The following is a 19,035-nucleotide window of genomic DNA, read 5'->3' as shown; positions in this document are numbered from 1 at the left end:
TGACGGCCGTTCCGGCGCCTCAGGCGGCGCCGGGGCGGGGCGGATTACATGCCCGCCGCTTGCTGGGCGAGTTCGGTGGCCTTGCGGTAGTTTTCCACCACGAAGCTGTCCCACTTCTGCTCGACCTCGGCCTGGCGTTCGCCAACCTCGTCATCGGCCTTGGTGCGCTTCTTGGTGAAGATCGCGGCGAACTCGGGGTCGAGGCTCTGTGCCTCGTCGATCGGGTTGGCGTCGATCAGCGCCCAGGCTTCGTCGATCATCGCGCGGGCCTCGGCGTTGCCACTCTTGGCATAGGCCCCCTCGGCGCTCTGGATTGCGCCCACGGCGGTGCGCAGGTCGTCCAGGCGATAGGTGATCATCACGTCGAACATCGAGTTGACGATGTTGTAGCGCGCGCCCGACGTTTCCACGTCGAATTCCACCGTCGCGCCGATGGTTGCATCCTCGAACGGGTTCGGGAACCCTTCGGGGGCCATGGCGTAGGTGGCGGGGTTGATCGGCAGGCGCATGATCGCGGGATCGAGCAGAACGGCCTGGCCCTCGGGCGTGAGCAGGTACTCGATGAAGGTGACCGCGCCCGCCTCGTTCGGGGCGTTCTTCACCACGCCGATGTTCGCGGGAACCAGCGCCGTGACCGTGGGGTAGGCGAAGTCCACCGGAAAGCCGGAGGCGCGGGACGAGAAGCCGAAGAAGTCGATCACGATGCCAAGGCCGAAGTTGCCGGTGTTCACGCCGTCCGGCACGCCGAAGCTACGCTCGGTCACGGTGCTGAAGTTGCCCGCGATCCGCTTCCACTGGGCCCAGCCCTGGTCCCAGCCGTCGCCCTGAAGCAGGGTTTCCACGGTCAGGTGCGTGGTGCCGGACCGCGACGGTGCGGACATGCCGACATGGCCGTGGTACACGGGCTTGGCAAGGTCCGACCATTCGCGTGCGGGCTCAAGGTCGTTGGCCTTCAGGTAGCGCTCGTTCCACATGATGCCGTAGCCCGCCCCGGCAAAGCCGAAGTAGTAGCCGTCGGGATCGTTCAGCGGATAGGCCCCGATCTTTTCCGGGATGCCTTCCGAGGCGATGTCCACCGCCGCCAGCATGCCGTCGTTCTTCAGCACTTCGAAGGCGTCCGGGGCCGAGGCCCAGAAGATGTCGGCGGTGTTGTCGCCGGCGATTTCCTGGATGTACTTCACCCCGGCGGATGTCTTCTTGTTCAGGATTTCCAGGTCATGATCGGGATGCGCCGCCTCGAAGGCGGCCTCGATCGGGCCGGTCATGGAATCCGGGAACGAGGTGATCACGGTGATCGTGCCAGCCGCCATTGCAGGCGATGCCGCCAGTGCCAATGCCGCGACAGATGATAGAATATTCCTCCGCATGGAGTGTTCCTCCCTTTTGTGACATGCGCTTTTGGCGCGCATGAGACGAAGGGTGGCAAGGCGCCCCCGCAAAACAAAATTTTCCGGAAATCAGGCGCGTAATCGCGCGGATGGGTCAGAAGTGACCGGTGAAATGGGTCAGTCCCGACCCGTATCCAGCAGCCCCACGGCCTTCATCCGCAGGTACAGGCGCTTGCGGGGAATCGCAAGCAGGTCCGCCGCCTCGCCCTTGCGGCCCTCGGTCTCGCGCAGGGCCTGCATCAGGAGGTCCCGCTCGAAACGGTGCATCGCGTCGTCATAGCCGAGGGTGGGGGAGGAGGACGCGCCGCCGCGCGCCGTCAGGTTGATCGGCAGGCCGATCACCAGCCGCTCGGCGACGCCTTGCAGCTCGCGCGCGTTGCCGGGCCAGTCATGGGCCGCGATCTCCCGGATCATCTCGTCGGTGATCTCGGGCAGGGGGCGTTTGAAGCGCTGCGCGGCGGCGCGCAGGAAGACTTCGAGCAGCTGGTAGACATCCTTGCCCCGCTCGCGCAGCGGGGGCAGGTCGATCCGCGCGACATTGGCCAGGAAGTACAGCTCATCGCTCAGCGCCGCGTCTGGCGCGTCCCCGGCGCTGCCGGTCATGGAGGCGACGATGCGCGGCGTGCCGGGCGTGCGCAGGTAATCGGCCAGGATCGCCTGGCACGCGGTGTCGAGCCGGTGCACCGAGCGCAGGTACAGCGTCGAGACGTCGTCCGGGATCCCTGCCAGCGCCGCGCCAAGATCCTCGGCCGAGGCGGTGGCGCAGGAAATCGTCTCGAAACTTCCCGCGCCGTCGCCGTACGCGTGCAGGGCCTTCGCCACGATGGACTTGCCGGTGCCCGTCTCGCCGCTGATCAGCACGGTCATCGGCAGCGGGGCGAGGCGCAGCAGCATCGCGCGCAGCTCCCGCATCACGCGGGAGCGCCCGACCAGGACCCCGGCCAGCCCGCTGCGGGTGTTCTGGCCAGAGCGCAGCCGCCGGTTTTCCAGCACCAGCTTGCGGGCGTTCAACGTGCGGCTCATCGTGCCGAGCAGGAATTCCGGCTGTGCGGGCTTTTCCAGGAAGTCATAGGCCCCGGCCTTGATGGCGGCGATGGCCAGCCGCACGTCGCCATGCCCTGTGATCATCACCAGCGGAATGTCCGTGGCGATCGCGCGCACGGCCTTCAGCACCGCGAACCCGTCCATTCCGGCCATGCGCACATCGCACAGGATGGTGCCGGGCCACTCGGGGTCGAGCTTTGCCAGCATGTCCTCGCCCCGCGAAAACGTTGCCACGCTGTAGTCCGCGCTTTCCAGCACCTCGCAGGTGGCTTCGCGGAAATCGGTGTCGTCGTCCACCAGGTAGATCTGCGTTTCCTTGCTCATGTCGAGGGATCCTCGGTGGGCAGGGTGACGGTGGCGCGCGCCCCGGCGCCCTTGCGTTCGGACAGGGACAGGTTGCCGCCGAGCCCGCGCATGATGTTGTAGGAAATGGACAGCCCTAGCCCCAGGCCGCTGCCGGGATCCTTCGTGGTGATGAAGGGATCGAAGGCGCGCTTCGGGTCCAGGTCGCCAAGGCCGACGCCGGAATCCACCACCGAGAAGGCGATGAACCCCTCCGCCGCCTGTTCGCGGCGGATGCCGATCTCTCCGGTTCCGCCGGTTTCGGCGATGGCGTCGCTGGCGTTGCTGAACAGGTTCACCAGCACCTGCTCGACAAGGACCGGATCGCCGATGAACACCTCACCCTGCAAGGCGGGGTCGATGGTGACGCTGATGCCGCGATCGTCGAACACGGTCTTCATCAGCTCGTGCGCGCCTTCGATCAGCGGGACCAGCGCCACTTCCGCGCGCTGGTATTCCGAGCGTCGGGCGAAGCGCTTCAGGTGGGTGATGATCCGCTCCATGCGCAGGGCCAGCGCCTCCATCTTCTCGATCTGGCGGACCTGCGCCTCGGCGTCGTCCGTCTCGGCGGCCCTGCGCATTAGGTGCAGCCGCTGGTGCATCGCGCCCAGGGGCTGGTTCAGCTCATGCCCGATGCCCGCCGACAGGCTGCCGAGCGCCGCCATCTTGCCCGCCTGGACCAGTTCGTTCTGGGTCTGCTTCAGCTCGGCGATGGCGCGGTCACGCTCCCGGACCGAGGCGCTGAAGGCATGCACCGCGCGCGCGAGTTGGCCGATCTCGTCCTTGCGCCCGGCCCCGAGACCGGGATCCACCGTAGCCCCGCCGGCGATCTGGTGCATGGCGTTGGTCAGGGACTGCATCGGGCGGATGATGACGGGCCGGATGTAGAGGAACAGGATCGCCAGCCCGGCCGCGAGCGCCATGACGGTGGCGATCATCATCAACAGCATCGTGCGCTCGATCCGGTCGGCGAAGGCTGCCGTGCTCGTGGTCAGGTGGTCGCGCTGCGCCTCGGCGTCCTGTTGCAGGCGTTCTTGCAGGCCGGTCAGGTCCGACAACGCGGTTTCAAGCTGGGCGTGCATGCTGCCCCGCGTCTCGTGCCAGGCCCTGCGCTTGCTGATCAGCCCGTCGCGGCCGTTGATGACGGTGTCCAAAGCATCGACGGACTGGCGCAGCGTCAGGTACTCGGACTTCTCGGGCAGCTGGCGCAGCACGCTGCGGATGCGCGAGAAGGCGTCGGCCTCGATCTCGGCGAACTGGTCAAGCTGCGCCGGTGAGCGGCTGTTCACCGATTGCACCGCGACGGAAAAGGCGGTGGTGCTTGCCGCGCCCAGCTCGGCGAAGGACTCGCGCAGACGCATTTCCTCGACCAGGTACTGGGCGCGCGTTTCCCGGCTGGACTGGGTGTCATCGTCCACCAGCGCGCGCGTCTGCGCCTGGATGTTGTAGTTGAAATCAGCGGCAAGGGCTGCCGTCTCCTCCTGGATCTCGACGTTGAGCCAGCGCAGGCGGGTGACGTCTGACACCGTCTCGGCCTCGATCCGCTGGGTGCGGACAAGCATGCGGGTGATCAGGTCCAGCTGGTCCACGATGTCGCGCGTCTCGGCCTGGATCGCGTTGCCGGCCAGGTTGTCCGACAGGAACGAGCTCAGATCGCCGGTCGCGACCCGCAGCGGGCTGCCCGACAGGCTGTTCGCGAACAGCAGCTCGTTGCTCAGCACGGCCAGGTCCGCGACCTGCACCGACAGGCGCGAGGTTTTCGTCAGCGTCGGCACCTGGTCCGTTTCCAGTTCCGTCACCACGTTGCGGGCATAGCGAAGCGCCTGAACCGAGAACCCCGTCACGACCCAGGTGACCACGACCGCGGCCAGCGTCAGGATGAACAGCCGCGTCCAGATGCGCGGCACGACCTTTTCAAAGAAGGCTTTCACGGGGCGTACCGGTCTTCCAGGCGGGTCAGGGCCGCGTCGGCCGCCTCAAGCAGGGCATCGCTGCGCGCGCGCCAGTTGTCGATGATCTCGCGCTCCTTCGGTTCCATCCCGACCTGCGGGACGAGGCGCAGGCCGGTGCCCGACAGTTTCGCCACCTCGCGCGCCTCCGCCTCGCTCACGGGGACCTTTGTCAGCAGGGCGGAAACCTGTCGCAGCGCGTCCTCGGGCGCCGTGCCGTGCAGGCGGTGATGGCGATGCCACAGGCCCCGGCGGGTGACGAGGACATCGGCGATCATCAGGTCGAACAGCGAGTTCACCGCCCAGTACCTGTCGGCGGACAGGTCCGGATCATAGGCCAGCCAGGGCAGCCTGAGCGCCGCGATCATGTCGGAGGGCAGGCGGTCGGCGGCGGCGTTGCGAATGTCGTCGTCAAGGGGGATCCGGGCGACCTGCGGGTCCAGCAGGGCGGTCTGCCCCTCGGGCGAGAGCAGCAGGCGCACGAAGTCACAGGCGGCGGCGGGATACGCGCCGCCCTTCAGAACGCCGACCTGGGCCGTGATAGTCATAATCGGGCGGCCGTACTGGAATTGCAGCACGTCGCTGCGCGACAAGGCCAGGAAGTCGATCGTCAGCCCGATCTCGAAGCGGTGGTTCACCAGCCCGTCGGGCACGCCGAAACTGCGCGCGGTCAGCGTCGAAAGATTGCCCGACAGCTCCAGCAGGTAGGCCCAGCCATCCTCCCAGCCGCGCACCTGCAACATCTGCTCGACCAGAAGATGGGTCGAGCCCGACCGCGCCGGGCGCGCCATGGCGATCTGGTCCCGATAGAGCGGCAGCAGCAGGTCGTTCCAGTCGCCGGGCATGAAAAGCGTGCTGTCGCGCCGCCGCGCCCAGCCGACGGAGAAGATGGCGAAACCCTCGACCGGGGCGGGCCCGTCCTGCCCGCAGGTGCCCGGCTCCACGAAAGCGCCGGAGCGTTCCAGCAGTTCGAACGCCTCCGGCGACGAGGCCCAGAACAGGTCGAACGCGCGGGCGTTGCCGCGCTGGATCTCTTCGATGGCCGAGATGGTGTTCTTGTTCAGGATCCGCAGCCGGGAGCCTTGCGCCGCGTCCTGCCAGAGCCCCTGGTAGACATCGGTCATTTCGCGTGGAAACGAGGTCAGCATCCTCGGCTCCTGCGCGAGGGCTGTCGTGCCTGCCAATAGATACGCCAACAACAGAAAATGTCTGAGCATGCCGAGATGATAGCAACACGTCGCCATTGCGCTACGGCGAAGACGGCGTATGGGTGAATGGGTCACATTTGACCCATGATCCTGCGTTGCCTGTCGTGTTGTGAAACGTGAGGAAGTGGCGGTAAGTGATTGGGAAGCATACGAAAACCGGTCCATTTCAGAATTCCTGCAATTTATGTTGCACGAAAGATGATTCGTGACATAGAAATTGTACATGACCGATACCTTCGAAGAATCCGCCCTCGCCGATCCGAACGGAACGCACTCGTTTCGCGACGTCGTTGAATCCTTTACCGGGCGGCTGACCGGCTCGGACCGGGCGCTCGTCTCCTGGATCCTCAACAACACCGAGGGCGCGGTGTATCTTTCCAGCGCCGAGCTGGCGGCGCGCGCCGAGGTCCACGCCTCCACCGTCGTGCGCCTGGCGCGCAAGCTGGGCTACGAGGGGTTTCCCGCGATGCGCGAACATGTCCGCAAGGACGCGAGCACGGTCGGCCCGTCCACCTATCAGCAGAAGCTTCACAGGATCGAAACCGGCTCGAACCTGGCGGCGCTGGTTGAAAGCGAAATCGCCGCGCTGTCGGCGGTCACCAAGTCCGTGACGCAGGACCAGATCGACGCGGCGGCGGACATGCTGGTCAGGGCAGGGGTTGTGCATATCGTCGGCCGCGGCAGCGCCGCGCCGCTGACGGCGCACCTCGACCGGCGTTTGCGCCGCAGCGGCTTTCGCACCGAGGTGGCGCTAAACCTGCAATGGCGCGACCTGGCGGAACACGCCGTCGGGCTGCGCGCCGGTGACGCGGTGGTGATCTTCGCCTTCCAGGCCCCCGCCTCGCTGCCGGTCGGATACGAGGCGCTGATCGACCACGCGGGCAGGGTGGGCGCGAAATCCCTCGTCATCGCCGACGCCACCGGGCCGACGCTGCGCCCGCGCCCCGATCTTCTTCTCAGCGTCAGCCGCCCCGACGAGGGCGGCATGCAATTGCGAACCGGCCCGCTGCTGGTCACGGAGGCTCTGGCCATGACATTGGCTCATCTCGATCCCGAACGCGCAATCGAAGGACTGGAGGCGCTGGAAGAGTTGCGCCGCAACGGTCCCGCCCCGGGGGACGAGCGATGAGCGGGCAGGCGGCCCCCCTCGCGCGGGGCAGGTTCCAGGTCTCGCGCCTCTGGGCGGATCCGGTCAACCTGCTGATGCTGATCCTGCTGGTAGTGCTGGCCTACCTGGTGCTGTGGCCCTTCGTGCAGCTGGTGATCCATTCGTTCACCTGGGCCGAGGGCGACCGCCGCGTGTCGCGCGACGCGGTGCCCGGCGCATTCACCTGGTTCCACTGGTTGCAGGCCACCACGGGGCCGATCTCGGGCAAGATGCTGTACGGCCCGCTGGTCAACACGCTGAAGACCGGGATCGCGGCCACCATCATCGCCCTGCTGGCGGGCGGCGTTCTGGCCTGGTGCGTCGTGCGCTCGGACATGCCGGGCAAGCGCTGGCTGCAACCGATGCTGACGCTGCCCTATATCGTGCCGTCCTTCGCCATCGCCCTGGCCTGGGAGGCGGTCTTTCGCAGCCCCAAGGTGGGCGGCCAGCCGGGGCTTTACGAGTCCTTCCTCGGTGCCGCGCCGCCGGAATGGCTTTCCTATGGCACGGTGCCCATCTCGATCACGCTGGCGATGCACTATTTCCCCTTCGCCTACCTGTTGGTATCGGGCGCGCTGGCGACCATCGACTCCCAGATGGAGGAAGGCGCGCTGATCGCCGGGGCAGGGCGGCTGATGATCCTGCGCCGGATTACCTTCCCGGTCGTGGCCCCGGCCTTTGCGGCGGCCTTCATCCTGACCTTCGGCAAGACCATCGGGCAATTCGCGCTGCCGTTCCTGCTGGGCGCGCCGACGCAGTTCCACACGGTCGCGACGATGGTCTACGCGAACCTCGCCCTCGGGCTCGATTCCATGGCCTTCGTGCTGGCGATCATCCTGATCGCGATGTCGCTGGTGTCGATCTGGATGGCGAACCGTTTCGTCGGCAAGAAATCCCGCCGCTTCGAAACCATAAGCGGCAAGGGCTTTCGCAATCGCGTCATTCCGCTCGGCGCCTGGAAATGGCCGGTGTTCGCGGGGGTCGCGCTTTTCGCCTTCACGGTGGGGGTCCTGCCGCTGATCCTTCTGGGGGTCCAGTCGGTGATGCTGATCGACGGCTTCTACGGCCTCGAAAACCTGACATGGCATTTCTGGACTGGCACATCGAACCCCGACATCGCCTTCGGAGAGCCGGGCGTGCTGCACAACTCGCTGATCCTCGGAGCGGCCTGGAACACCATCAGGCTGGCGTTCATCTCGGCTGTCATCGCGTCGGTCGTGGGGCTGGTGATCGCCTATATCGTCGTGCGCCGGGACAACAATCCGCTGGCGCGCGCACTGGATCAACTGGCGTTCATTCCGTTCCTGTTCCCCACGATCGCCTTCGGCGCGATGTACCTGACCCTGTTCGCAGAGCCGGTGGGCCCGATCCCGGCGCTCTACGGAACCTTTACCCTGCTGGTGCTGATCTCGGTCGTCAGCCGCCTGCCATACTCGGTCAAGACGGGCATGACGGCGGTCACCCAGATCGGCCGGGAACTGGAAGAGGCGGCGGAAGTCGCCGGCGCGGGCTGGGGGATGCGGTTCCGCCGCATCGTGATGCCGCTGGCCGGCCCGGGGGTCCTGTCGGGGATGATGGTCAGTTTCGTCGGCGTGATGCGGGAGTTGTCGCTGATCATCCTGCTGATCACCCCCTCCACCCGGGTGCTGATGACCGTGGGCTTCGGTTACGCCGAAGAGGGGATGACCCAGCTGTCCAACGCGCTGGTGCTGATCGTGGCGGTGCTGACGATCATCGGAGAACTGATCCTGTGGTGGATCGGCAAGGGCAGGATCGCCCGCCTGCGCGAAAAACAAACTTGAGGGAGACGCGATCGTGGCAAAGATAACGGTTCGCAACCTGACGAAACGCTACGGCGACATGGTCGCGCTCGACGATGTCTCGTTGGAGATCGACTCGGGCGAGTTCCTGGTGCTGCTCGGGCCGTCGGGTTGCGGCAAGACAACGCTGTTGCGCTGCCTGGCCGGGCTGGAAACCCCGGACGAGGGTGAGATCCGCATCGGGGACGACATCGTCTTCTCCTCCGAACGCAAGATCGAGGTCGCGCCGGGCAAGCGTGGCCTGGGCATGGTGTTCCAGTCCTATGCGCTCTGGCCGCACATGACGGTGCGCGACAACCTGAAATTCGGCCTGGACGTGCTGAAGATAGCCAAGAAGCCCTCTGACGAGCGGCTGGACCGGGTGCTGGAGGATGTGGGTCTCGGCGCGCTTGGCGCGCGCTACCCGTCCGAGCTTTCCGGCGGGCAGCAGCAGCGCGTGGCCCTTGCCCGGCTTCTGGCGACGCAGCCGCAGGTGTTCCTGATGGATGAGCCCCTGTCCAACCTGGACGCGCGGCTGCGCATGGACATGCGGGTCGAGCTGAAGCGATTCCAGGCCGAAACCGGGGCCACCACCGTCTATGTCACCCACGACCAGACGGAGGCGATGACGATGTCGACGCGGGTCGTGGTGATGAAGGATGGCAGAATCCTCCAGATCTCCCCTCCGCAGCAGCTTTACCGCCAGCCGGAAAGCACCTTCGTCGCGGATTTCATCGGCATGCCGCGGATCAACCTGATCGAGCTTGCCGCCGACAAGGGGCGTGCCACGTCCTACAGCAATACCGATATCAGCATCGACCTTGGCTGGGACCCGGGCCTTGAGCGGGTGATCGTCGGCGCCCGCCCCGAGGATATCAACCTGTCCGAGGATCGCGCCGCGCCGGGCGAGGATTACGAGGTGGGCGCCGTGCTGCCCAACGGGCCCGAGACGATCGTGCAACTCAGCCGCGGGGTGACCTCCGTGCTGGCGAGGGTCGGCCACGATACGTCGCTTCTGCCCGGCCAGATGGTGCGCCTGTCCTACAGGTCCGAGGCCATCAACGTTTACGACGCCAGAACAAGAAGCCTCGTCACCAGCCCGGTGGCAGAGGTCGCCGCGGCGTCGTGAGAAGGACGTCGTCAGACGGATAACGACAACAATTCGCAAGGGAGGACTGAATCGATGAAATACATAAAAACAAGGACGATACTTGCACAAGCCACGGCCCTGAGCCTGGTGCTTTCCGGCGCCGCATTGGCGGACGAAGCCTGGCAGAAGGCCGCCGGGGTGGGCGAGTATGCCACCCAGGATCAGGACTGGGCGGCCATCGAAGCGGAGGCGAAAGAGGAAGGCCAGGTCGTCGTCTATTCCGTGTCGTCTCGCATCGCCAAGCTGGTGGACGGGTTCAAGGAAAAATACGGCATCGATATTGTGGGTCACGATATTCCGTCCGATCTGCAGATCGAGAAGCTGCGCCGCGAACACCGGGCGGGGATCTACTCGGTAGACGTGTTGTTCAATTCCGAAGCCCCGCTTCTGTTGAACGAGGTTCTGCCCAACGGACTGGCCTGGAACTTCGTCCCCTCGGGGCTGGAGGGGGACCTCGATCCTTCCGAAATGAAGCCGTTCCTGGTTCAGCGCCACAGCAGCCGGGTCATCTATTACAACACCGCGCTCAACCCCGATGGGCCGCCCATCGACTCGCTCTGGGACCTGACGCGGGAGGAGTGGGCCGGCCGCACCCTGTTGCCCAGCCCGCTTGAGGACGGACTTTCCGCGAACTTCATGCAGACGATCCTGCACAATCCGGATGAGATGGCGGCCGCCTATGAGCGGGAATTTGGTGAGCCTATCACCTACTCGGAAGATGTGATGGAAATGGTCGCCGACAGCGCCGACATCGAGGAGCCGGACGCCTCCATGGAATGGCTCTACCGGTTCATGAACAACGAGCCGGTGTTCCAGGGCTCGACGACCAAGATCTTCCGGAATGTCGCCGACGTGAACCAGGACAACCCGCCGCTGGGGATCACGACCTTCTCGAAGATGCGCGACAACGAAGATGGGGTCTATGCCGCCGCGCCGCTATTCGACCTGGACCCGTTCTTCGGCGTGTCCTACCCGACGGCGCTGCTGATGGCGGACATGGCGCCGCATCCCAACGCGGCGAAGCTGCTGATCCGCTACATGATGGAAGAGGACGGTTTCGCGCCCTGGAACGAGCCGGGCGACTACGCGGCGCGCACCAGCCTCGAGGCGAAACAGCTCGAGGAGTTCGGGCTGCCGAAATTCGGCGACCTGAACCTGCGGGCCATCGACGCTGACGAGATCTACTACACCAAGTACGGGTTCCTCGCGCTCTATCTTGAGCTGAGCTGACCAACCTCGCCCCGGCCGGAATTCCGGCCGGGGTACAACGACTTCAAGACGGCTGAAACAATCAGGAAGGGGCGTTAAGTGAGCATTTCGGCGATACTTTTCGATGCAGGCGACATTCTTTACAGCAAACCGAAGCGGCGCCCGGCGATCGTGAAGTTCCTGACCGACCGCGGCCATCCGCCCCCGGCGGCGAAGGACCCGGTCGAGCGGCAGATGCGCCTGAAAGCCCATGCCGGGAAGATCGGTGTCCAGCCGTTCATGGAATGGCTCATGGCCCACTACGGCGTCACCGACCCGCAGGAGGTGGCGGACGGTGTCGCCATGCTGCGCGCGCAACAGAGCGACGTGGTGTTCTTTGACGGTGTCGGCGAAACCCTGCATGAGCTGAAGCGGCAGGGGTTCAAGCTCGGGATTGTCACGAACACGTTCAATCCCCCGGCGGAAAAGGCCCAGTGGTTCAAGACCATCGGAGTCGACGGGATCTGGGATTCCTATGCCGATTCCTGCGAGTTGGGGGTGGTGAAGCCCGATCCGGCGATCTACCTCGCCGCGCTGGAGCCGCTGAAGATCAGCCCAAGGAACGCCGCGTTCGTCGGCCACGCGCAGGTTGAACTGGATGGGGCCAAGGCTTTGGGGATGACGACGATCCGCTTCAACCCCGATCCCGATTGCGACCGCTCCGACTATACCGCGCAGGCGTTCAGTGACCTTCTGAGCCTTCCGCCGATCGCGCGCGCCGCCGCGCCGATCCCCGCGAAGTAGCGCGCCGCGCGCGTCGGTCTTTACCGCCCGCTCCCGAACGCCCCGCCCATGAGCGAGGGCCCGGGAACGGGCGGATTGGCTTAGCGGATTGGCTTAGCTGTCCAGCCCGATGATCTCGCGCGCTTCGGCGGAGGTGGCCATGCTGCCGCCCAGGTCCTCGACGATGCGCACGGCCTTTTCGACCAGCTGGGCGTTCGACGTGGCCGGAACGCCCTTGGACAGGTAGATCGTATCCTCCATCCCGATGCGCACGTGACCGCCCGACAAGTAGGACAGCGCGACCGCGGGGAACGCGAAACGCCCGATCCCGAAGGCCGCCCAAGTGTAGCCGGCGGGAAGCTGGCTTACCAGGTAGGCCAGGGTTTCGGGGTTCGGGGCCGCGCCGTAGTTCACGCCGAGGACGATCTGGAAGATCGGCGGCTTCTTGAACAGATCGCGGGAGATGAAATTCTTCGCGAGGTTCAGGTCACCAGAATCGAAGATCTCGACTTCCGGTACCGTCCCTGCGTCATTTATCCCGTCCAGCATGCGCTCAAGGGTCGTGGGGGTGTTCATAACAACCCAGTTGCGGTTGTTCATGGTGTTGAAGTCGAGGGTGCAGATCTCCGGCTTCAGGGCGGACACATGGGCGATGCGCTTCTCGGGCAGGGTCAGCGTCGTGCCTTCAACGGGGACGAGAGGGTTGTCGGGCGAGGGCACGTAGCGCCCGCCTTCACCTGTGGTCAGGTTAAGGATGACATCTGAACCCGCGTCGCGGATCCTGTCCACCACCTCGCGGTAGAGGTTCAGGTCCATGCTGCCTTCCTGGGTCTGAAGGTCGCGCACGTGGATATGGACGACGGCGGCGCCGGCCTTCTGTGCCTCTACCGCGGCGGCAGCGATATCGATCGGGGTGACCGGCAGGCCCGGCGCCTGCGCCGTGGTCGTGATGTTGCCGCTCACGGCGCATGTGAGAATGGTCTTCTTGCTCATCTTGGAGTGTCCTCTAGTTTTCAAATTTCAGGGGCGTCAGGCGCCGGTTTGCGCTGCATGCCGCGAATTTCCGTGGCGATGGCGAAGGCCATCAGCAGGGCGGCAAGAGCGAAGAGTCCCAGTGCGATAGGATGGGAAAGGGTGAAGAACGCGCCGAAGCTGCCGTCGGTAAGGATCAGGCTCTGACGCAGGCTTTCTTCGAAGATCGGTCCCAGCACGAGCCCGATCACGATCGGGGCGACCGGGACGCCGATGTAGCGGAACGCAACACCCGCGATGCCGGCGATGAAGGTCACGAGCACGTCGAACATGTTCCCGTTGACCCCGTAGGACCCGACCAGCGACAGCACCACCACCATGGTGAACAGCACCGGTTCGGGCATCGACAGCACCCGCGTCAACAGGCGCGAGCCCGCGGCGGCCACAACCAGAAGCATCAGATTGCACAGGATCAGCGCCAAAAAAGCCGCATTCATCAAGTCGGCATTGTCCGCGAACAGCCGCACGCCGGGCTGGATGCCCTGGATGATGAGCGTGGACATGACCACGGCCGTCACCGGATCGCCGGGAATGCCGAGCGCCAGAGTGGGGACGAGCGCGCCGCCCGTCACGGCGTTGTTGGAGGTTTCCGACGCGATCAGGCCCTCCGGCTCGCCGGTGCCGAACTTGTCGCGGAAACGCCCCGAGCGCTTGGCCTCGGAATAGGCGATGAACGAGGCGGTGGACGCGCCGGTGCCCGGAAGGATCCCGACGAAGGTGCCGATGGCGGCGCTCTTGATCAGGGTCCGCTTGCGCAGCCACCACTCGCGGAACGGGGGGACGACGAAGCCGCTACTTTCCGTCTTGGGGATGGGGGTTCCGGCCCGCTCGGCGGCGCGGCAGAACACCTCGGCCAGGGCGAAGAGTCCGACCAGGACCGGGATCAGGCTCACACCAGCGCTGAGGTTGAACACGCCGAAATCGAAGCGGATCGCGCCGGTCATCGGGTCCGCGCCGACCGTGGCGAGGAACAGGCCGAGGATCCCCGCGAGCAGCCCTTTCAGGATGCTGCCGCGCGACACACCGGCGATGCAGGTCAGGGCCATGCAGATCAGGGCGAACGTCTCGATCGGGCCGAAGCGCAGGGCGACCCGCGCCAGCTGGGGGGCGGCGATGATCAGCACCGCGACCGAGAACAGCCCGCCGATAACCGATGATATGGTGGCCCATCCGATCGCCTCGGCGGCGCGGCCCTTGCGGGTCATCGGGTAGCCGTCCAGCAGGGTCGCCGCCGATTGCGGCGTGCCGGGGGTGTTGATCAGGATCGCGGAAAGGGAGCCGCCGTAGACGGACGAGCAGTAGATCGCCAGGACCAGCGCGATGGAGGGGATCGCGTCCATCGAATAGGTGAACGGCAGGACGATCGTGATCGCGATGACAGAGCCCAGGCCGGGCAGGGCACCGACGATGGTGCCATAGACGGTGCCAAGGACGATCGCGGCAAGGGCGGCCGGAGACATGAGTTGCTGCGCGGCGCTAAGAATGTTTTCCATCGTTCAGCTCCTCAGAACGAGTTGAACCAGGGCGATTCAGGCAGGAAGATCTGCAAGGGACCGCTCATCAACCACCAGACGCCAACCGGGAACAGGGCCGTCACGGCCAGCATCACGACCGGGCGCCGATACCCCAGGACCGCCATGAAAAGACCGGTGAAGGGGATGGTCGCCAGCAGGAAGCCGATGACACCGACGAGCCAGCAGTAAAGACCCACCACCGCCATTGAGACGACCAGCTTGCCAGGGTGAAGGCCTTCCGCCTCGGCCTGCGCGATCATCCGGCTGCGCACGATGATAAGCACCGATACGAAGGCCCAGATTCCCAGAAGGATCTTGGGGTAGAAGTCCGGCGGGAAACCGTAGTTCAGGGCCGGTATGCCGTCGTATTGCGGGCGCGTCGTCTCAAGCCACAACAGTCCGCTTGCCCCCAGCATCACAAGGCCGAATATGGTATCTCTCGTTGCGGTCTTCATCCGCATTTCCCCCCTTTGTGTTTTTCCGGGCCTTCAAGCTGCACGAGCCGACCTTCGGGCCGGCTCGCGCGGGGCCGGTTACTGGACCAGGCCGGCGTCTTGCAACATCTCGCGGCTGAATTCGTAGTTCGCGCGGGCAAAGGCGTCGAACTCCTCGATCGAAGTGGGCGAGGGCGCCAGCAACAGGTCGGCGAAGTTCTGCAGCACCTCAGGATCATTCAGCGTGTTGTTCAGCGCCTCGTTCAGCGCGGTCGCGATTTCCTCGGGGGTGTCCAGGGGCACGAAGACGCCGATCCAGTTGCCCATTTCGATATCGTAGCCCAGGTCCTTCATCGTGGGAACGTCGGGATATTCCTCAAGCCGCTCGCCGGACCAGGCCAGCAGGCCGTTCAGCTCGTACTTGGGGGCCGACTGGGACTGGTCGGAGAAAAGCGCGACGGTGCCGCCCAGCAGTTCCTTGATCGCGGCGTTGGAGCCCTGGAAGGGGATGTGCTTCAGTTCGATCCCCGCGGCCTTGTTCAGGGCCAGGATCGCCAGGTGCGGCAGCGTGCCCGCGCCCGAGGAGCCGGCGGTGATCTGGCCGGGATTTTCCTTGGCCGCCGCGATCAGCTCTTCAATCGTGTTGTAGGGGCTGTCTTGGGGGACCATAGTCAGCATCGGCGTCAGCGACACCCGGCCGACCGGTTTGAACGAGTCGAGATCGTAGGGAAGTTTGCGCAGATGTGGCTGGACTGCCACGGGCCCCGCGCTCGTCACCAGCACGGTGTAGCCATCCGGGCGTGCCCGCGCCGCTTCAGCGGTGCCGATGGTGCCGGCAGCGCCGGAGACGTTCTTGATGATGACGTCGGTGCCAAGTTGTTCGGCCAGCGTCGGCTGGATGGCCCGCGCCGCGACATCGGTGGCGCCGCCCGCGGCCCAGGGAATCAGCAAGGTGACCGTATCCGAAGGGTAGGCGTCCTGTGCGTGGAGCGGCATCGCGAGGGCCCCGAACGCCAGCGTGGCAGCGGCGAATTCCCGGCGGGTGGCGCAAAGCATGCGGTGAATTTTCAATGTATCTCTCCCTTTTTCTGTTCGCGCCCGCATTCGTTCGGCGCGAGTCGTGGTGAAAGGCTTAGCAATCTAAGAAAGCGCTTTCAAGAAAATATTAATACCGAGGATTTCGTGTTGAAAAGCCATATTTAATGGGTATAAATGATCGAACACTACCCGTGAAAGCTATGATAGCGCTTTCATGGATTAAGCGGAGATGTTGGCATGGCGGATGCAGAAGGGCGTAGATCTCACCGGGCCGGACCGGCTGCTGGGCGCGTCAAGATGGCTGAGGTTGCGCAGGCGGCGGGGGTTTCCCCCGCATCGGTGTCGCGCGCGCTGAAGGACCCGGAATCAGTCTCGCCCGACATCCTGGCGCGGGTTCACGCGGCCGCAGACCGGCTCGGATACTCGCGCAACCGGATCGCAAGCTCCATGGCGGGTGCGCGCACGCCGATCATCGCGATCATCGTTCCAACCCTGACGAACGCCTTCTTCAGCCGGACGATCCAGTCGATCTCGGGCAAGATCGCGCCGCTGGGGCACCAGCTGATGATCGGGGTCCATGAATACGACCAGGCGCAGGAAGAAAGCCTGATCCAGTCCTTCCTGGACTGGAACCCCATGGCGCTGATCGTCACCGGGCTGCACCACAGCCGCGGCTCGACGGCTCTGCTGGCCCGCGCGCCGTGCCCGGTGATCGAGATGTGGGATTATGACAAGCGTCCGATCGACAGCGTCATCGGCTGCTCGATGGATGTCGCGGGGCGGATGGTGGCGCGTCACCTGATCCAGAAGGGGCGGCGCAACCTGATCTTCGCCGGACATATGCTGGATCGCGACCCCCGCGCCGCCGCCCGCGCCGCCGCTTTCCTGGGGGAGGTCGAGCGTTATCCAGAGGTGACGGCCGAAGTCCTGTCGCTGGAAGGGCGCAACGCCGATGCCGGCTACAAGATGTCCGAGGTTATCCGCCGCGATCACCCGGATGCCGATGGCGTCGCCTTCTCGGGGGACCTGATCGCCATTGGCGCGCTGGCGGGCTTCTCTGCGATGGGCGTGCGCGTGCCGGAGGATATCGCCGTCATCGGGTACGGCGATCTCGACCCCTCGGGGTTCAGCCAGCCGCCGCTGACGACCTTGCGCCCGCCCCATCACGAGATGGGGGCCGAGGTCGCGCGCCACCTGCTTGCCCGCCTCGAGAACCCGGACCATCCGAGCGAGATGATCGACCTTGGATTTCGCCTGATCGAGCGGGCCACGACCTGATGACCAAGGGGAAGAATTCCATGACTTTTCAGACTGTAAGCGTGCTCGGTGCCGGAACGATGGGGCACGCGCTTGCCGTGGTTCACGCCTTGGGCGGATGTGCCGTCAGGCTGACCGACACCCACGCGCCGACGTTGAGTGTGGCGCAAGGGCGGATCGGTGCGGCGCTGGAAACCCTGGCGGAAGCGGGGACGATCAGCACCGCCGAGGCCGCAGCGGCGCAGGCCCGCATCCAGCCGGTGTCCAGCCTTGCTGAGGCGCTGGATGGCAGCGAGTTGATCGTCGAGGCGGTGGTGGAAAACGCTGACGTGAAATCCGCACTTTTCGCCGAGATTGACCGCCTTGCCTCCGTGGACGCAGTTCTGGCGAGCAATACCTCGTTTCTGGATGTGTTCCCCCTGATCCCCGAGCGGCGCCGGACCCGCGCCCTCATCGCGCATTGGTATACGCCGCCCTACATCATCGATCTCGTGGACCTGGTGCCCGCGCCGGAGTGCGACCCCGAGGTGATGCACCGCGTGCAGGACCTGTACGAAGCGTGCGGCAAGGCGGTGCTGGTGTTCGAGCGGTTCCTGCCGGGCTACATCGCCAACCGGCTTCAGGCCGCGCTCAACCTCGAATGCCTCAGGCTGATCGACGAGGGCATGGCCACCCCCGAGCAGATCGACATGGCGGTGCGCGACGGGCTTGCCGCGCGCATGGCACTGCTGGGGCACATGCGCAAGGCGGACTTCACGGGGCTTGAGATGATGCGCAATGGCTTGCGCGCCCGGACCTATGAACCGCCCCGGGCGACGGGCGGCTCGGCCACCCTTGATCGGCTGATCGATGCGGGGCGCACCGGCGTGAAAAGCGGCGCGGGATTTTACGACTACGACGATGCGAAGCCCGAGGACCTGCTCCGGGCGCGCGATCTCAAACTTTTGAAACTCAAGGCCGCCATCGCGGCGATCGACCAAGACTGAAAGAGGATACCTGAATGATTACTGCAGATCTTACCGGCAAACGCGTCCTTGTTACGGGTGGGGCGTCCGGGATCGGACTGGCCACCGTCGAGATGTTCGCCCGCGCCGGGGCGCGCGTGGCCCTGAACCACCTGCCGGGCGACGAGGCTGGGGTGCGTCAGGCCGAACGCCTGCAGGGCGAAAACCTGGACGTGATCCCCGTTCCGGGCGACGTGTCCAAGGCAGGGTCGGCCGAAGAGATGGTCGCCGCGGCGATCGAGGCGCTCGGCGGGCTCGACTACCTGATCAACAACGCGGGCACCTCCGGCACGCCGCAGCCGATACCGCCGCAGGACCTGGACGCGATGACCGAGGGGTTGTGGTCTGCCGTCCTTCAGACGAACCTGATCGGCCCGTTCCGCTGCGCCCGGGCCGCCGCGCCCGCGCTGCGCGCGTCGAAGGGTGCGATCGTGAATACCGCCTCGGCCGCCGGCATGGGCCAGCAGGGAAGCTCCACCGCCTATGCCGCCAGCAAATCCGGGCTGGTCAGCCTGACGCGCTCGCTCGCGCGGGGCATGGGCCCGGAAGTCCGCGTGAATGCGGTTGCCCCCTCCCAGGTGCGCAGCCCGTGGACCGATGCCTGGAGCGAGGAAAAGAAGCGCTCGGTCGAGGAGAAATCCGTGCTCGGGCGCCGCTCGGAGCCCGAGGATGTGGCCGAGGCTATCTTCTTCCTCTGCGCCGGTGCCGCGAACATCACGGGCCAGTCCCTGATCATCGACGGCGGCTTCACGCTCTGA

At 65.5% G+C, this 19,035-nt stretch carries 16 protein-coding genes; 8 read left to right on the top strand and 8 right to left on the bottom strand.

Translation table 11 applies throughout. The annotated features are described in order from the left end of the window. Positions 1-44 precede the first annotated feature (44 nt). The 4 genes from DJ029_RS12830 to DJ029_RS12815 form a co-directional block, all read right to left on the bottom strand. Positions 45-1,367 carry an ABC transporter substrate-binding protein gene (locus tag DJ029_RS12830; protein ID WP_112322863.1) on the bottom strand — a complete coding sequence of 441 codons (1,323 nt, stop codon included), beginning with the start codon at positions 1,365-1,367 and terminating at the stop codon, positions 45-47. A 138-nt stretch (positions 1,368-1,505) separates the two neighbouring features. Continuing rightward, positions 1,506-2,756, bottom strand: coding sequence for a sigma-54-dependent transcriptional regulator (locus DJ029_RS12825; protein ID WP_112322862.1), 1,251 nt, complete (start codon positions 2,754-2,756; stop codon positions 1,506-1,508). Continuing rightward, positions 2,753-4,705 (bottom strand): sensor histidine kinase, encoded by a 1,953-nt coding sequence (locus DJ029_RS12820; RefSeq protein WP_112322861.1) that lies wholly within the window; start codon positions 4,703-4,705, stop codon positions 2,753-2,755. The genes DJ029_RS12825 and DJ029_RS12820 overlap by 4 nt, the downstream gene beginning before the upstream one ends. Beyond that, on the bottom strand, positions 4,702-5,871 hold the full coding sequence (locus DJ029_RS12815) for an ABC transporter substrate-binding protein (protein ID WP_157966368.1): 1,170 nt from the start codon (positions 5,869-5,871) through the stop codon (positions 4,702-4,704). The genes DJ029_RS12820 and DJ029_RS12815 overlap by 4 nt, the downstream gene beginning before the upstream one ends. Positions 5,872-6,154: 283 nt before the next feature. On the opposite strand from DJ029_RS12815, the gene DJ029_RS12810 reads away from it, so the two are divergent. The 5 genes from DJ029_RS12810 to DJ029_RS12790 all read left to right on the top strand — a co-directional run bounded on the left by DJ029_RS12810 (position 6,155) and on the right by DJ029_RS12790 (position 12,019). Then, positions 6,155-7,060: a MurR/RpiR family transcriptional regulator gene (locus DJ029_RS12810; RefSeq protein WP_112322859.1), complete on the top strand. Its 906-nt coding sequence runs from the start codon at positions 6,155-6,157 to the stop codon at positions 7,058-7,060. Then, on the top strand, positions 7,057-8,880 hold the full coding sequence (locus tag DJ029_RS12805) for an ABC transporter permease (RefSeq protein ID WP_112322858.1): 1,824 nt from the start codon (positions 7,057-7,059) through the stop codon (positions 8,878-8,880). Before DJ029_RS12810 ends, DJ029_RS12805 begins: the two co-directional genes overlap by 4 nt. A gap of 13 nt (positions 8,881-8,893) precedes the next feature. Then, complete coding sequence (locus DJ029_RS12800) at positions 8,894-10,006, top strand: ABC transporter ATP-binding protein (protein WP_112322857.1); 1,113 nt, start codon at positions 8,894-8,896, stop codon at positions 10,004-10,006. 54 nt (positions 10,007-10,060) lie between these two features. Beyond that, the gene (locus DJ029_RS12795) at positions 10,061-11,257 is read left to right on the top strand and encodes an ABC transporter substrate-binding protein (protein WP_112322856.1); all 1,197 of its coding nucleotides are present in this window, start codon (positions 10,061-10,063) and stop codon (positions 11,255-11,257) included. A gap of 78 nt (positions 11,258-11,335) precedes the next feature. Further along, positions 11,336-12,019 (top strand): HAD family hydrolase, encoded by a 684-nt coding sequence (locus DJ029_RS12790; RefSeq protein WP_112322855.1) that lies wholly within the window; start codon positions 11,336-11,338, stop codon positions 12,017-12,019. Positions 12,020-12,112: 93 nt separating this feature from the next. Here DJ029_RS12790 and DJ029_RS12785 read toward each other — a convergent pair whose 3' ends face one another. The 4 genes from DJ029_RS12785 to DJ029_RS12770 form a co-directional block, all read right to left on the bottom strand. After that, on the bottom strand, positions 12,113-12,991 hold the full coding sequence (locus DJ029_RS12785; RefSeq protein WP_112322854.1) for a beta-keto acid cleavage family enzyme: 879 nt from the start codon (positions 12,989-12,991) through the stop codon (positions 12,113-12,115). Between the two features lie 20 nt (positions 12,992-13,011). Further along, complete coding sequence (locus DJ029_RS12780; RefSeq protein WP_112322853.1) at positions 13,012-14,523, bottom strand: tripartite tricarboxylate transporter permease; 1,512 nt, start codon at positions 14,521-14,523, stop codon at positions 13,012-13,014. A gap of 11 nt (positions 14,524-14,534) precedes the next feature. Beyond that, complete coding sequence (locus tag DJ029_RS12775) at positions 14,535-14,999, bottom strand: tripartite tricarboxylate transporter TctB family protein (RefSeq protein WP_157966367.1); 465 nt, start codon at positions 14,997-14,999, stop codon at positions 14,535-14,537. 78 nt (positions 15,000-15,077) lie between these two features. Beyond that, the gene (locus tag DJ029_RS12770) at positions 15,078-16,049 is read right to left on the bottom strand and encodes a Bug family tripartite tricarboxylate transporter substrate binding protein (protein WP_157966366.1); all 972 of its coding nucleotides are present in this window, start codon (positions 16,047-16,049) and stop codon (positions 15,078-15,080) included. Between the two features lie 264 nt (positions 16,050-16,313). On the opposite strand from DJ029_RS12770, the gene DJ029_RS12765 reads away from it, so the two are divergent. From DJ029_RS12765 to DJ029_RS12755, 3 genes are read left to right on the top strand one after another with little or no spacing between them, the layout of a single operon-like run. Beyond that, the gene (locus tag DJ029_RS12765) at positions 16,314-17,294 is read left to right on the top strand and encodes a LacI family DNA-binding transcriptional regulator (RefSeq protein ID WP_198671145.1); all 981 of its coding nucleotides are present in this window, start codon (positions 16,314-16,316) and stop codon (positions 17,292-17,294) included. Positions 17,295-17,314: 20 nt separating this feature from the next. Continuing rightward, complete coding sequence (locus tag DJ029_RS12760; RefSeq protein ID WP_112322986.1) at positions 17,315-18,259, top strand: 3-hydroxyacyl-CoA dehydrogenase family protein; 945 nt, start codon at positions 17,315-17,317, stop codon at positions 18,257-18,259. Positions 18,260-18,273: 14 nt separating this feature from the next. Beyond that, positions 18,274-19,035, top strand: a complete 762-nt coding sequence (locus tag DJ029_RS12755; protein ID WP_112322849.1) for an SDR family NAD(P)-dependent oxidoreductase — start codon at positions 18,274-18,276, stop codon at positions 19,033-19,035.

The organism is Oceanibium sediminis, assembly GCF_003265325.1.
In the GTDB taxonomy this organism is placed as follows: domain Bacteria; phylum Pseudomonadota; class Alphaproteobacteria; order Rhodobacterales; family Rhodobacteraceae; genus Halovulum; species Halovulum sediminis.
Note: the sequence above shows the minus strand (reverse complement) of the source record. Positions and strands in the feature narration are given on the sequence as shown.

Bases quoted from the DNA above. Each gene is read 5' to 3' on its own strand.
- DJ029_RS12830 (WP_112322863.1), bottom strand. From the start codon at position 1,367: ATGCGGAGGAATATTCTATCATCTGTCGCGGCATTGGCACTGGCGGCA.
- DJ029_RS12825 (WP_112322862.1), bottom strand. From the start codon at position 2,756: ATGAGCAAGGAAACGCAGATCTACCTGGTGGACGACGACACCGATTTC.
- DJ029_RS12815 (WP_157966368.1), bottom strand. From the start codon at position 5,871: ATGCTGACCTCGTTTCCACGCGAAATGACCGATGTCTACCAGGGGCTC.
- DJ029_RS12810 (WP_112322859.1), top strand. From the start codon at position 6,155: ATGACCGATACCTTCGAAGAATCCGCCCTCGCCGATCCGAACGGAACG.
- DJ029_RS12805 (WP_112322858.1), top strand. From the start codon at position 7,057: ATGAGCGGGCAGGCGGCCCCCCTCGCGCGGGGCAGGTTCCAGGTCTCG.
- DJ029_RS12795 (WP_112322856.1), top strand. From the start codon at position 10,061: ATGAAATACATAAAAACAAGGACGATACTTGCACAAGCCACGGCCCTG.
- DJ029_RS12785 (WP_112322854.1), bottom strand. From the start codon at position 12,991: ATGAGCAAGAAGACCATTCTCACATGCGCCGTGAGCGGCAACATCACG.
- DJ029_RS12780 (WP_112322853.1), bottom strand. From the start codon at position 14,523: ATGGAAAACATTCTTAGCGCCGCGCAGCAACTCATGTCTCCGGCCGCC.
- DJ029_RS12775 (WP_157966367.1), bottom strand. From the start codon at position 14,999: ATGAAGACCGCAACGAGAGATACCATATTCGGCCTTGTGATGCTGGGG.
- DJ029_RS12765 (WP_198671145.1), top strand. From the start codon at position 16,314: ATGGCTGAGGTTGCGCAGGCGGCGGGGGTTTCCCCCGCATCGGTGTCG.
- DJ029_RS12760 (WP_112322986.1), top strand. From the start codon at position 17,315: ATGACTTTTCAGACTGTAAGCGTGCTCGGTGCCGGAACGATGGGGCAC.
- DJ029_RS12755 (WP_112322849.1), top strand. From the start codon at position 18,274: ATGATTACTGCAGATCTTACCGGCAAACGCGTCCTTGTTACGGGTGGG.